Source organism: Klebsiella sp. CN_Kp113 (assembly GCF_040064585.1).
Classification (GTDB): Bacteria; Pseudomonadota; Gammaproteobacteria; order Enterobacterales; family Enterobacteriaceae; genus Klebsiella; species Klebsiella michiganensis.
The window spans coordinates 78141-91873 of the sequence record NZ_JBEAID010000008.1 but is presented as its reverse complement, the minus strand read 5'-3'; the positions used below and the strand labels follow the sequence as shown (position 1 = coordinate 91873).

Here is a 13733-nt window from a genome sequence, read left to right as displayed (position 1 = left end):
GCATTACAGGCTGTTGAACACGCGGTTCTCTTGTTCCTGTACGCGAATAAAAGTCGTGCGTTTAGTCAGTTCTTTCAGCCGCGAAGCACCTACGTAGGTGCATGCGGAACGCAGGCCGCCAAGAATATCGCGCGCGGTGTTTTCAACCGGGCCGCGCAGAGGCAGCTTAACGGTTTTGCCTTCAGCCGCACGGTACTGGGCTACGCCGCCAACGTGACGGGTCATCGCCGACTCCGAGCTCATGCCGTAGAACAGCATGAATTTTTCGCCGTTTTCTTCAACCACGGTACCGCCGCTCTCTTCGTGACCGGCCAGCATACCGCCAAGCATCACGAAATCCGCGCCGCCGCCGAAGGCTTTAGCCACATCGCCCGGCATAGTACATCCGCCGTCGCTGATAATCTGCCCGCCCAGGCCGTGCGCCGCATCGGCACACTCAATCACTGCGGAAAGCTGCGGATAGCCGACGCCGGTTTTCACGCGGGTTGTACATACGGAGCCCGGACCGATACCCACCTTAACGATATCAGCCCCCGAAAGAATCAGCTCTTCGCACATTTCGCCGGTCACAACGTTGCCCGCAATAATGGTTTTCTGCGGCCAGGCTTCGCGGGCTTTCGCGACAAACTGCACGAAGTGCTCTGAATAGCCATTCGCCACGTCAATGCACACAAAGCTAAGCTGCGGATTTTGGCTCAGAATCTGTTTTGTTTTTTCAAAATCCGCATCGGAGGTGCCGGTAGAGACCATGACGTGCTGCACGACATCTGCCGATACGCTCTGAACAAACGCCTGCCACTGTTCCACGCTGTAATGCTTATGTACGGCGGTCAAAACGCCAAATGAAGCCAGGGCTTTAGCCATGGCAAACGTGCCAACGGTGTCCATGTTAGCAGCAATGATCGGCACACCAGACCAGGTCTGGCCAGAATGTTTGAAAGTGAATTCACGTTCCAGCTGTACGTCAGAACGGCTTTTGAGGGTAGAACGTTTCGGGCGGATAAGAACGTCTTTAAAACCAAGCTTCAAATCTTCTTCAATACGCATGTGCGAATTCCTGGGGTTAATTGCATTATTGTGAGAGCACAACTCCAGTGACGTTATCATACGCACGAATCATGGCCGCGCAAGACTGCGATTTTCACTTTTTTTACGCTACAATCGTATAAATTTACCTGGTGAACAGCCAAAAGCGAATTTGCGATATCCCATCGCAGGCGTATCATTTTTAACCATTTGATTTACATGCGCAAAAAGAACCAGGGTACGTGGTGACAGCCATTTATTGGTTGATATCACGTCGATAAAACCACTGTCGCAGTGGCGTCGTCGCGTCGTAAATCACGGCTCTGTTATTGAAAAATGTGCATGTAGTCAGTTTCAGGATTGAGGTGTATGACATACACGGTAGCGTTAACAGGCGGCATCGGTAGCGGTAAAAGTACCGTAGCCGACGCATTCTCACACCTCGGGGTTAACGTTATTGATGCTGACATTATCGCGCGCCAGGTGGTCGAGCCCGGTACTCCGGGGCTAAACGCGATTGCTCAACGCTTCGGTCCGCAGATCCTGAATAAAGATGGCACCCTTAACCGTCGCGCTCTGCGTGAACATATTTTCGCTCATGCAGAGGATAAGAACTGGCTAAACGCGCTGCTGCACCCGCAAATTCAGCAGGAAACGCGTCGCCAGATGCAGCTTGCCACCTCGTCTTATATTCTCTGGGTTGTACCTTTACTGGTCGAAAACCGTTTGTCCGCCAAAGCCGATCGGGTCCTTGTTGTCGATGTGCCGAAAGAGACGCAGATAGCGCGCACGATGCTTCGCGATCGGGTCAGTCGGCAACATGCGGAACATATTCTTGCCGCTCAGGCAACGCGCGAACAGCGCCTTGCCGTTGCGGATGATGTTATTGAAAATATGGGTTCACCTGATGCCATCGCATCAGCTGTCGCCCGCCTGCATGCAAAGTATCAACAGCTGGCAGCGCAGGCCGCCTCACAGGAAAAACCGTAATGTCTACCCCTGTTCTATTTGAACATCCGCTTAATGAAAAAATGCGCACCTGGCTGCGTATTGAGTTTTTGCTCCAGCAGCTGACCGTACATCCCGCCATTACCAGCCATGCGGATGCGCTGCATTTTTTCCGCAATATCGGCGATCTTTTAGATGTTTTTGAACGCGGTGAAGTACGTACCGATCTGATGAAAGAGCTGGATCGCCAACAGAGGAAGCTGCAATCCTGGGCGGAAGTCCCTGGGGTTGATCAGGATCGTATCAACGAACTGCGTCAGCAGCTGAAGCAATCAGGCAGTACGTTAATGTCGGCGCCGCGTATCGGCCAGTACCTGCGAGAGGATCGCCTGATCGCCCTGGTACGCCAACGCCTGAGTATCCCGGGCGGCTGCTGTAGCTTCGATCTTCCGACGCTGCACATCTGGCTGCATATGCCGCAGGAATATCGCGATGAGCAGGTCGGTAAGTGGCTGGCCAGCCTGGAACCGCTGACGCAATCGCTGATGCTCATTCTCGATCTCATCCGTAACTCGGCCCCCTTCCGTAAGCAGACCAGCCTGAACGGTTTTTATCAGGACAACGGCGAAGATGCCGATCTGCTGCGTCTGCGGTTGGATCTTGCCAGCCAGCTCTACCCCCAAATATCAGGCCACAAGAGCCGCTTTGCCATCCGCTTTATGCCGCTGGACAGCGAGCACGGCATCGTGCCGGAGCGTTTTGATTTTGAACTGGCCTGCTGTTAAGGAGTCAATATGTCAGAAGAGATAACCGTCAACTGCCCAACCTGCGGCAAAATTGTAGTCTGGAATGAGCAGAGCCCGCATCGCCCGTTCTGCTCCAAACGCTGTCAGCTTATCGATTTAGGCGAATGGGCAGCGGAAGAGAAACGTATCCCAAGCAGCAGCGATCTGTCAGATAGCGACGGCTGGAGCGAAGAAAAAGAGTAACGGATTTCGGGCGGGCATGTACAGGCCCGCCCTGATTTGCCGGATGCAGGCGCCCCCTACCCGATCAGAGAACCTTGAATTAACTTCGTAATGACGGGTTCGTTTGCCGGCGGAAAATCCTCAGCAACGAGCGCGCTCTGCGCAATCCAGCGGCCCGGCTGCCCTTCTTTCCCCCACGGCTCGCCTTCCCAGCTGTTCACCAGCCAGAACCATAGCGTGATATGGCGATCGGGAAACTGGTACTCCAGCTTATCAAACAGGCTGTAAGCTTTGGCTGTAATGCCGACCTCTTCCTGCAGCTCGCGTACTAAGGCCTGTTCGGACGACTCGCTCTCTTCAATTTTACCGCCCGGGAATTCAAGCTTGTTCGCCATATGCGCATCGGCGGCCCGCTGAGTGATAAAAATCTCCCCTTGCGAATTACGGATAATACCCACTGAAATTTGCAGCGTTTTCATTGTCTTCATTCCATAAAAAAGGCGCAGATATCTGCGCCCTGGTATTCAATATTGTAAAAGCTTAGCTCAGGCGACCGTGGCACTGCTTGTATTTTTTGCCAGAACCGCACGGGCAAGGATCGTTACGACCCACTTTACGCTCGCCGGTTTGTTCAGCCAGCGCGGCCGCGGCTGCGCTATCATCGTCCTGATGGCTCAGCTGCTGCATCTGCGCCAGACGCTCAGCTTCTTCACGACGCTGCTGCTCCATCGCCTCAACCTCTTCCGGCATCCGCACCTGAACTTTGCTCAGGGTACTGATCACTTCATATTTCAGGGATTCCAGCATTGAAGCGAACATGGAGAAAGATTCACGCTTATATTCCTGCTTCGGATCTTTCTGCGCATAGCCGCGCAGGTGGATCCCCTGACGCAGGTAGTCCATCGCCGCCAGGTGCTCTTTCCACAGGGAGTCCAGCGTTTGCAGCATGACGCCTTTTTCAAAGTGACGCATCATCTCAGCGCCAACCACTTCTTCCTTACGCTGATAGGTTTCAATGGCGCTCTGCAGAATGCGCTCACGCAGCGTTTCTTCATGAAGCTCCGGCTCTTTATCCAGCCACTCTTTGAGCGGCAGCTCGAGGTCGAAGTCATTTTTCAGACGCTCCTGCAGGCCTTCAATATCCCACATCTCTTCCAGAGACTGCGGAGGAATATGGGCATCGATGGTCGCTTTAAATACGTCTTCACGAATGCTGTTAATCGTCTCGCTCACGTCGGTCACGTCGAGCAGCTCATTACGCTGGGTGTAAATAGCGCGACGCTGATCGTTAGCCACATCGTCATATTCCAGCAGCTGCTTACGAATATCGAAGTTGCGGCTCTCGACTTTACGCTGCGCGTTGGCAATCGCTTTGGTCACCCACGGATGCTCGATAGCCTCACCCGGCTTCATACCCAGTTTACGCATCATGCCGGACACGCGGTCAGACGCGAAGATACGCATCAGGGCATCTTCCATCGACAGATAGAAACGGGAAGAACCGGCGTCCCCCTGACGGCCTGAACGACCGCGGAGCTGGTTATCAATACGGCGGGATTCATGGCGTTCGGTGCCGATGATATGCAAACCGCCCGCAGCCAGTACCGCATCGTGACGAACCTGCCAGTCGGCTTTGATCTGCGCAATCTGTTCTGGAGTCGGGTCTTCCAGCTGGGCGACCTCGGCCTGCCAGCTACCGCCAAGCATAATGTCGGTACCACGGCCGGCCATGTTGGTCGCAATGGTTACCGCAGACGGATAGCCCGCCTGCGCAACGATGTCCGCTTCGCTGGCGTGGAATTTCGCGTTCAGCACGTTGTGCTTGATGCCCGCCTTCGTTAATTCATTAGAGACCACTTCTGATTTTTCGATAGAAATGGTACCCACCAGCACCGGCTGACCCGCGGCGGTACGCTGCTTAATATCTTCGATAATGGCCTGAATTTTTTCCGCTTCGGTCATATAGACCAGGTCCGCCATGTCTTTACGAATCATCGGACGGTTGGTCGGAACCACAACGGTATCCAGCTTATAGATTGAGCTAAATTCAAACGCTTCGGTATCGGCGGTACCGGTCATCCCTGCCAGCTTCTCGTACAGGCGGAAATAGTTCTGGAAGGTAATTGAAGCCAGCGTCTGGTTCTCGTTCTGAATATCAACGCCTTCTTTCGCTTCAACGGCCTGGTGCAGGCCATCGGACCAGCGGCGCCCCTGCATCGTACGGCCGGTGTGTTCGTCGACGATGATCACTTCGCCATCTTTCACGATGTAATCAACATCGCGGGTGAACAGCACATGCGCGCGCAGCGCGGCGGTCACGTGGTGCATCAGCATGATATTGGTCGGTGAGTACAGCGACTCGCCTTCTTCCATAATACCTTCATTCACCAGCAGCTCTTCAATCAACACCAGGCCGCGTTCGGTCAGGTTTACCTGACGCGCTTTCTCATCGACGGAGAAGTGCCCTTCGCCGGTAAAGGTCTCGGAGTCTTCTTTATCCTGACGCACCAGGTGCGGAATGATCTTGTTCACCTTCTTATACATTTCCGAGCTGTCTTCAGCCGGGCCGGAAATAATAAGCGGGGTACGCGCTTCATCGATCAGAATGGAGTCGACTTCATCCACCAGCGCATAGTGCAGTTTGCGCTGTACGCGCTCTTCAGGACTGAAGGCCATATTGTCGCGCAGATAGTCAAAGCCGTATTCGTTGTTGGTACCGTAAGTAATATCGGCTGCGTAGGCTTCACGCTTGGCCGGCGCAGGCAGGCCGGACATGTTAATGCCAACGGTCATCCCCAGGAATTCAAACAGCGGGCGGTTGTTCTCGGCATCACGCTGCGCCAGATAGTCGTTGACGGTCACCACGTGAACGCCTTTACCGGTCAGCGCATTCAGATAGGCAGGCAGAGTTGCGGTCAGCGTTTTACCTTCACCGGTACGCATTTCTGCAATACAGCGGTCGTTGAGAACCATGCCGCCCAGCAGCTGAACGTCAAAGTGACGCATGCCGAAGACGCGTTTACTGGCTTCACGCACGACGGCAAAGGCTTCCGGGATCAGGCTCTCCAGGGCTTCGCCTTTTTCCAGGCGAGCGCGGAACTCAGCGGTTTTCCCTTTCAGTTCGTCGTCGGACAGTTTTTCCATGGACGGTTCCATGGCGTTGATCACGTTGACGGCTTTGCGCATACGACGCAGCGTACGGTCGTTACGACTACCGAATACTTTAGTTAATAATTTGATTAGCATAATAAAATCTCAAACGCCCCGCGGTGCGGAGTCACAAAAAAATAGAATGGTCCGTTTTTGGTTTAGCTGAGACGTTGAGGCCCTGCGCGTATGCCGGCCACCTGGCTAATCCAGGTACAGACGCGAAACGCGCAGTGGGAAATAGAGGGGTTATATGCCGCCAGATGAACAATGGCCGGAGGTTTACTCTCCTGCGTCAACAGCGCGCTAAGCGTGTCGAGAAGGGCCAGATGCTGCGCCTGAAGCGGTGAAGACTCTTCCGCTACCGGCAGCGCCTGCGGGGCCATCGCAAAAGAGAGGTGGCGAATGACCGTACGAATGGCGTGCTGATGCCAGTAATCAACCGTGAAATTGGGCCGACGACTGGAAGATTCCAGCAGCGCTAGCTGAGAAAAATTAACTTTAGCAGGATTATGGTTGCTGGACGTCGTTTTAGTGGGTGACGCGGTCTCATGCTCATGACCATTGCTAAGCGCAGGCAGGCCGAGGCTAGCCGCGACCATCCCCAACAGGAGATGCGGCCAGAAATACCGTCTGCCAAACTGTCGCCAGCGCGTCAGCAATCCACTCACTTACGTTACCTTTTGTTGGTAGCAACCCTAAGAAATATTTTGCGTCCAAATACTAACATTAATACGCCGTCACGGCAGCAGGAATGAGGTCTCAGGCGGGGGAAAAACGTTTAAAAAAGGAACGAACGCGCAAAAAATGCAGTTAAAAATCAAAGCAGGACTCAGCGGGAATATAAAAAAGAAAACGACTGGCTCCCTGGCCGGAGAGAGTACCAGGTTACCAGTCGAATTTACTGCCGGGTCTGACTTATGCCAGAACCAGCGTCGGGGCGCGGAACGCCAGCGGCATTTCTGCGTCGTCCTCGAAGGTCACATACTCCCAGGCTTCCTGTTTTGCCAGAACAGCCTGCAGCAGTTTGTTATTCAACGCGTGACCGGATTTGTACGCCGTAAATGCGCCGATAATGTTGTGACCACACATAAAGAGGTCGCCAATGGCATCCAGCATTTTGTGACGGACAAACTCATCTTCAAAGCGCAAACCGTCTTCGTTCAGTACGCGATAATCGTCAACAACGATGGCACAATCGAAGCTGCCGCCCAGGCACAGGCCGCGGGACTGCAGATATTCGATATCACGCATAAAACCGAAGGTACGCGCGCGGCTAATCTGGCGCATAAACGCATCAGCCGAGAAGTTCATTGCGTAGCGCTGGCTGCTGGAGTCAATCGCCGGATGGTTAAAATCAATGGTGAAGTCCAGTGAAAAACCATTATACGGTTTGAATTCGGCCCATTTATCGCCATCTTCAACGCGAACTGTCTCTTTGATACGCACAAATTTCTTAGCGCAGTTCAGTTCATCGATGCCGGCATCCAGCAACAGATAAACGAACGGAGCCGCACTACCGTCCATAATTGGGACTTCCGGCGCATCGACTTCAATAATAATGTTGTCGATACCCAAGCCAGCCAGCGCGGCATTGAGGTGCTCAACCGTCGATATCCGCACGTCATGCTCATTGACCAGGCAAGTACAGAGCATGGTATCACGCACAGATTTGGCATCAGCCGGAAAATCAACCGGTGGATTCAAGTCGGTGCGACGATAGATGACCCCGGTATTTGCCGGCGCAGGGCGTAACGTCAGGGTGACTTTCTTGCCGGTATGCAAACCGACGCCAGTCGCCTGAACGATACGTTTAAGAGTCCTTTGTTTGATCATCGTATAATCTCGCCAAGTTACCTATCCAACCGAAGTGTACTATACATTCGGCAGGCCAGTTTAGCACAAAGAGCGCAGATGCCCAACTTCCAGCCAATTCTTAATCGGCCTGCTTACGCAGGAAGGCTGGAATATCCAGATAATCTGGCTCTTTCGCGGCCTGCGGCGTATTGTCGTTGACCACTTTTGCGGCCGGTTTCTGCTCTTGCGTCAGTGGAGACATACCGTGCTGCTGGTAACGATCCATCACCGGCTGCTGCACCTGTTTGTTGGTGACCAGGGTGATTTCCGGACGTTTGTCCATACCGATACCGGTAGCAACGACGGTGACGCGCAGCTCGTCGTTCATATCCGGGTCCAGAGAGGTACCGATAACCACGGTGGCGTTATCCGAAGCAAATGCGCGGATAGTGTTACCTACGGTCTCGAACTCATCCAGACGCAGGTCGAAGCCCGCAGTGATGTTGACCAGAACGCCACGCGCGCCGGACAGATCGATATCTTCCAGCAGCGGAGAAGAGATCGCCATTTCAGCCGCTTCTTCCGCACGGTCTTCACCGCTCGCCACGCCGGAGCCCATCATGGCGTAGCCCATTTCAGACATCACTGTACGCACGTCCGCAAAGTCGACGTTCATCAGGCCTGGGCGGGTGATCAGCTCAGCGATACCCTGCACCGCGCCTTTCAGCACGTCGTTGGCCGCACCGAAAGCGTCGAGCAGAGAAATGCCGCGGCCGAGAACCTTCAGCAGCTTGTCGTTCGGGATGGTGATCAGCGAATCCACATGCTTGGACAGCTCGGTGATGCCCTGCTCAGCGAACGCCATGCGCTTCTTGCCTTCAAAATTGAACGGCTTAGTCACCACGGCAACGGTGAGGATACCTAAATCTTTTGCAACTTCAGCCACCACTGGCGCAGCACCGGTTCCGGTACCGCCGCCCATGCCGGCTGCGATAAACACCATATCGGCGCCGTCAAGGGCGGCACGCAGCGCTTCACGGTCTTCATCCGCCGCGTTACGGCCGACTTCCGGGTTTGCGCCTGCGCCCAGACCTTTGGTAATACCGCTACCGATCTGGATAGTCTGGCCAACAGCCGTTTTGCGCAGAGCCTGCGCGTCGGTGTTCACCGCGAAAAATTCAACACCCTCAATGCGCTCGCGCACCATGTGCTCAACGGCGTTACCGCCGCCGCCGCCGACGCCGATGACTTTAATCACCGCGTCGTTGGTCAGTTCCATAGGTTCAAACATAATTTCTCTCTCCGTTGTGCCTGTCGCCTGAGAACGCTAATTTTCTGCGTTCTCTTAAAAAATTAAAACTCTTTTCGCAACCAACTGTTGAGTCGTTTGATCCACGACCCGACCGTTACGCGTTTTTCCACCTCTGCTTCACCACTGAGATGAGATTCCTTCCCGTAGTGCAGCAGCCCAACCGCCGTCGAGTAATACGGCTCCTGGGCATAATCCGTTAATCCGGTAATATTCAGCGGCGCGCCAATTCTCACCTGCGTATGGAATACGCGCTGCGCACAGGCGGCAAGTCCTTCAATTTGCGCCGCACCGCCGGTTAATACAATGCCAGCCGCCAGGTGGTGCTTCACACCTTGTTGACGGAGCTGTTCCTGCAGCTGCAGGATCTCTTCATTCACCAGGTTGAGCAATTCGGTATAACGTGGCTCAATCACCTCGGCCAGCGTCTGACGCTGCAGACTACGAGGCGGACGCCCGCCCACGCTGGGGACTTCCACGTTCTCGTCTTTACCAACGATGGAACCCAGCGCACAGCCGTGACGCACTTTAATGGCTTCTGCGTCGCTCGGCGGCGTACCGAAAGCGTAGGCAATATCGCTGGTCACCACGTTGCCCGCGTACGGGATCACTTTGGTATGACGCAGCGCGCCGCCGGTATAGACCGCAATATCCATTGTACCACCGCCGATATCCACCACGCAGACACCCAGTTCACGTTCGTCTTCCGTTAATACGGAATAGCTGGCGGCTAAACCGGCGAAAATAAGCTGGTCGACTTTCAGACCGCAACGTTCCACCGCTTTGACAATATTTTTTGCCATATCGTTATGGCAGGTAATCAAATGCACTTTCGCCTGCATGCGTACGCCAGACAGTCCTACGGGGTTTTTAATCCCCTCCTGGTAGTCGATGGCGTACTCCTGCGGGATAACGTGCAGAACGCGATGCTCGTCGCGCACGCGAACCGATTTCGCGGTATGTACCACGTTCTCTACGTCGTCCTGCGTCACTTCTTCTTCAGAAATCGGCACCATACCGATTTCATTTTGACAGCTGATATGTTTGCCTGAAAGCGCCAGATAGACTGACGAGATCTGGCAATCCGCCATCAGTTCGGCCTGGTCAATGGCGCGCTGCACGCATTTCACCACGGATTCCAGGTCGTTCACTCCGCCTTTATCCATACCACGCGATGGGCAACTGCCCACGCCAATGATATTAATCATACCGTCGGGCAGAACTTCCCCTACTAAAGCGGCAACCTTAGCGGTGCCAATCTCCAGTCCAACTACCAGTTTTCTGTCCGTCGCCTTGATCATTGTTGTTCTGCCTGTGCCTGATTCTGTTGTTGTTGAGTTTCCTCTACAGGAGCCGGTACCCAACCGACTGCCGCTCCCGAGTCATAACGCAAATCAACGTAGCTTATCCGTTTGCCGTCGGTCTGCGCCTGCTGCTGAAGAACCGGGTAGAGTTCCATAAAGCGCTGAAGCCGTTTCATGGTGTCACCCCGGCCAAGGTTGAGCTTAATGTCGTTATTAAGCGTCAACTGCCAGGAGCGACGCGCGGTCATTGCCGCTACTTTCAACGTGAATTTATCCTTTGCCAGCACCTGCCCCATGTCGCGGTATCCCTGAAGGACTTCGTTCTCACTGCCTTCCGGGCCGTACAACATCGGTAAATTCTGTTTACTGGTGCGATCTGACGGCACGCTGAAAGAATTTCCGTCCACGTCTACCATATGCTGATCATTCCAGCGCGCTATCGGCACATATTCAACCAGATGAATCTTCAATTCGTCCGGCCACTGCTTTCTGACGCTCGCCTGCTTAATCCACGGCAGACGTTCAATCTGGCTTTGAATAATGTTGACGTCCTGCGTCATAAAGGTGCCCGGCGACCCTAATGCCAGAATCGCCTGACGGATATCATCGTTGCGCGTGTAGTGACGCTCACCGGTGACCACCATCTTTGACAGCGGTAACCGCTGTGCATCTTCCATCCAGCCCAGAACCATCCATCCGCTGACCAGCACGGTACAGAGCACCGCCAGCAGGAAGAAGATACCCGCCAGACGAGAGCCATTACTTCGACGCGAAGAGGTTTCGTCTTCCTCTTCGTGGTTCCGCGTATTCAGCGCAGCCTGCGACATATCACCCCGCCAGGTCCAGAATTCGTACAACAAGCTGCGAGAAGCTCATCCCTGCCTGACGCGCCGCCATGGGCACCAGGCTATGGCTGGTCATGCCAGGAGAGGTGTTTGCTTCCAGCAGATAAAACTGGCCATCGCTGTCCAGCATCACATCAATTCGCCCCCAGCCGTAACAGCCAAGACTATCCCAGGCTTTTTGCACCAGAGCCTGGATTTCTGCCTCGCGCGCGGAATCTTCCAGGCCAGGGCAGAAATATTGCGTTTCATCAGAGAGATACTTTGCTTCATAATCATAGAAGGTTCCAGCCGCCTGGATACGTATTGACGGTAAAATTTCTTCTCCGACGATAGCGACGGTAAATTCCGGCCCACTGAGCCATTTTTCAATCAGAACTTCGTCATCATGCTGAAAAGCCAGCGCCAATGCATTTTGTAATGCACAACTTTCGCTGACTTTGGACATACCGACGCTGGATCCTTCGCGACTGGGTTTAACAATCAACGGCAGTCCGAGGGCGGAAATCTGCTGTTCTACCTCAGCGGAAAGCCCCGCGGTAAACTGTTTACGCGTTAGCGCAACCCACGGCGCAACCGGCAGCCCGGCGCCCTGCCACAGCAGTTTGCTGCGCAGCTTATCCATTGAGATAGCGGAAGCCATCACGCCGCTGCCGGTATAGGGGAGTTGAATCAGCTCCAGCAGACCCTGCAACGTACCATCTTCACCGCCGCGACCGTGCAAGGCAATAAACGCTTTCTGAAAACCCATATTTTTCAATTGGGTAATATCCACGTCGCGCGGGTCGACCGGGTGCGCATCGACCCCGGCTTCGCGCAGGCCGGCGATCACCGCCGAACCTGAATTGAGAGAGACTTCACGTTCAGCGGAGGTTCCGCCAAAGAGGACCGCGATTTTATCAGCCATGGCGCTCCTCCTGCGATTTTTGCGGCTGCAATTTGATTTCCGCCAGGTGACGGGCGATTTTACCGATATTTCCCGCCCCCTGAACCAGCACCAGATCGTTGCCGGTCAATACTGAAGCCAGCATCTCTGCCGCCTGCGCCGGGTCGGAAACCAGAATCGGGTCGACTTTACCGCGGCCGCGAATCGTACGGCACAGCGAGCGGCTGTCGGCGCCAGGAATAGCGGCTTCGCCCGCGGAATAAACGTCCAGCATCAGCAGCGCGTCAACCTGGGTCAGCACGTTGGCGAAATCATCGTACAGATCGCGCGTACGGGTAAAACGGTGCGGCTGAAACAGCATCACCAGGTTTTTATCCGGCCAGCCCGCTCGCGCCGCTTTGATGGTGGCATCCACTTCCGTAGGATGATGACCATAATCATCGATCAGCATCGCGGTACCCTCTTTACCGTTAACTTCAGCTAAGGGGTATTCGCCAAGGAAATCAAAGCGACGGCCGGTGCCCTGGAAGCTTTCCAGCGCGCGCAAAATAGCGTCATCATCAATGCCCTCTTCCGTGGCAACGGCCACCGCCGCCGCCGCGTTCAGCGCGTTGTGGCGACCCGGTGCGTTCAGCGTCACCTGAATGACCTCTTTATCCTGGCGAACCAGACGGAAATGGCCCTGAGCGCCAACCTGACGATACTCTTCCACGCGAACGTCGGCATCATCGCTAAATCCGTAGGTGGTGAGCTGGCGGCCAACGCGCGGCAGCAGTTCACGAATCACCGGATCGTCCACGCACATCACCGCGCGTCCGTAGAACGGCAGATTGTGCAGGAAGTTAATAAACGTCTGCTTCAGGTTTTCGAAGTCGCCGTGGTAGGTATCCATATGATCGGCTTCGATATTGGTCACGATAGCGACCATCGGCTGTAAATGCAGGAACGAGGCGTCGCTTTCGTCCGCTTCGGCAATCAGGTAACGACTATGGCCAAGGCGCGCGTGCACGCCAGCGGCTTTGACCAGACCACCGTTCACGAAGGTAGGATCCAGCCCGGCTTCAGCGTAAATGCTCGAGACCATCGCCGTGGTTGTGGTCTTTCCGTGCGTGCCGGCAATGGCAATACCGTGGCGAAAACGCATCAGCTCCGCCAGCATCTCGGCGCGGCGAATAACCGGAATACGCGCTTCGTGGGCGGCGACGATTTCCGGGTTATCCGCAGAAATCGCGCTGGAAACCACGACAACGCTCGCATCGCGCACGTTTTCAGGGCGATGGTTGAAATAAATAGTGGCGCCAAGCTGAGTCAACTGCTGGGTCACCGGATTCGGCGCCAGGTCGGAGCCGCTAATCTGATAACCTTCGTTGGCCAGAACTTCGGCAATACCGCCCATGCCGGCACCGCCAATGCCAACAAAGTGAATGTGCCGGACGCGACGCATCTCGGGCACTATGGAACGCAGTTTTGCCAGATCTTGTGTATTCATTCTTTACGCCATCAACT

General features: G+C 54.6%; 13 protein-coding genes. 3 read left to right on the top strand and 10 right to left on the bottom strand.

The window, feature by feature from the left end; genetic code table 11:
• Positions 1-3: 3 nt before the first annotated feature.
• Positions 4-1047: a GMP reductase gene (locus ABLV30_RS02675; protein ID WP_032747983.1), complete on the bottom strand. Its 1044-nt coding sequence runs from the start codon at positions 1045-1047 to the stop codon at positions 4-6.
• Positions 1048-1395: 348 nt separating this feature from the next.
• Between ABLV30_RS02675 and coaE the strand changes: the two genes are divergently transcribed.
• Genes coaE through yacG form a run of 3 tightly spaced genes read left to right on the top strand, consistent with a single transcriptional unit; the run spans position 1396 to position 2963 of the window.
• Positions 1396-2016, top strand: coding sequence for a dephospho-CoA kinase (gene coaE, locus ABLV30_RS02670; protein WP_004098610.1), 621 nt, complete (start codon positions 1396-1398; stop codon positions 2014-2016).
• Entirely contained in the window at positions 2016-2759 is a 744-nt protein-coding gene (zapD, locus tag ABLV30_RS02665) for a cell division protein ZapD (protein WP_014227927.1), read from the top strand. The genes coaE and zapD overlap by 1 nt, the downstream gene beginning before the upstream one ends.
• Positions 2760-2768: 9 nt before the next feature.
• A complete protein-coding gene (gene yacG, locus ABLV30_RS02660; protein ID WP_004098607.1) occupies positions 2769-2963 on the top strand; it encodes a DNA gyrase inhibitor YacG in 195 nt (64 codons plus the stop codon).
• A gap of 56 nt (positions 2964-3019) precedes the next feature.
• Here the strand turns inward: yacG and mutT are convergent, their stop codons facing one another.
• The 9 genes from mutT to murC all read right to left on the bottom strand — a co-directional run bounded on the left by mutT (position 3020) and on the right by murC (position 13716).
• The gene (gene mutT / locus ABLV30_RS02655; RefSeq protein WP_025106494.1) at positions 3020-3421 is read right to left on the bottom strand and encodes an 8-oxo-dGTP diphosphatase MutT; all 402 of its coding nucleotides are present in this window, start codon (positions 3419-3421) and stop codon (positions 3020-3022) included.
• Positions 3422-3482: 61 nt separating this feature from the next.
• On the bottom strand, positions 3483-6188 hold the full coding sequence (gene secA, locus ABLV30_RS02650) for a preprotein translocase subunit SecA (protein WP_004098603.1): 2706 nt from the start codon (positions 6186-6188) through the stop codon (positions 3483-3485).
• A gap of 62 nt (positions 6189-6250) precedes the next feature.
• The gene (secM, locus tag ABLV30_RS02645) at positions 6251-6760 is read right to left on the bottom strand and encodes a secA translation cis-regulator SecM (RefSeq protein WP_265801394.1); all 510 of its coding nucleotides are present in this window, start codon (positions 6758-6760) and stop codon (positions 6251-6253) included.
• A gap of 247 nt (positions 6761-7007) precedes the next feature.
• Positions 7008-7925 carry a UDP-3-O-acyl-N-acetylglucosamine deacetylase gene (gene lpxC, locus ABLV30_RS02640; protein WP_004098599.1) on the bottom strand — a complete coding sequence of 306 codons (918 nt, stop codon included), beginning with the start codon at positions 7923-7925 and terminating at the stop codon, positions 7008-7010.
• Between the two features lie 100 nt (positions 7926-8025).
• The gene (gene ftsZ / locus ABLV30_RS02635) at positions 8026-9177 is read right to left on the bottom strand and encodes a cell division protein FtsZ (RefSeq protein ID WP_004098597.1); all 1152 of its coding nucleotides are present in this window, start codon (positions 9175-9177) and stop codon (positions 8026-8028) included.
• 62 nt (positions 9178-9239) lie between these two features.
• Positions 9240-10496 carry a cell division protein FtsA gene (ftsA, locus tag ABLV30_RS02630; protein ID WP_004098594.1) on the bottom strand — a complete coding sequence of 419 codons (1257 nt, stop codon included), beginning with the start codon at positions 10494-10496 and terminating at the stop codon, positions 9240-9242.
• Positions 10493-11326, bottom strand: a complete 834-nt coding sequence (ftsQ, locus tag ABLV30_RS02625; RefSeq protein ID WP_014227923.1) for a cell division protein FtsQ — start codon at positions 11324-11326, stop codon at positions 10493-10495. The genes ftsA and ftsQ overlap by 4 nt, the downstream gene beginning before the upstream one ends.
• Position 11327: 1 nt before the next feature.
• Positions 11328-12248 carry a D-alanine--D-alanine ligase gene (locus ABLV30_RS02620; RefSeq protein WP_046877801.1) on the bottom strand — a complete coding sequence of 307 codons (921 nt, stop codon included), beginning with the start codon at positions 12246-12248 and terminating at the stop codon, positions 11328-11330.
• Positions 12241-13716, bottom strand: coding sequence for a UDP-N-acetylmuramate--L-alanine ligase (murC, locus tag ABLV30_RS02615; RefSeq protein WP_014227921.1), 1476 nt, complete (start codon positions 13714-13716; stop codon positions 12241-12243). Before murC ends, ABLV30_RS02620 begins: the two co-directional genes overlap by 8 nt.
• Between the last annotated feature and the right edge of the window lie 17 nt (positions 13717-13733).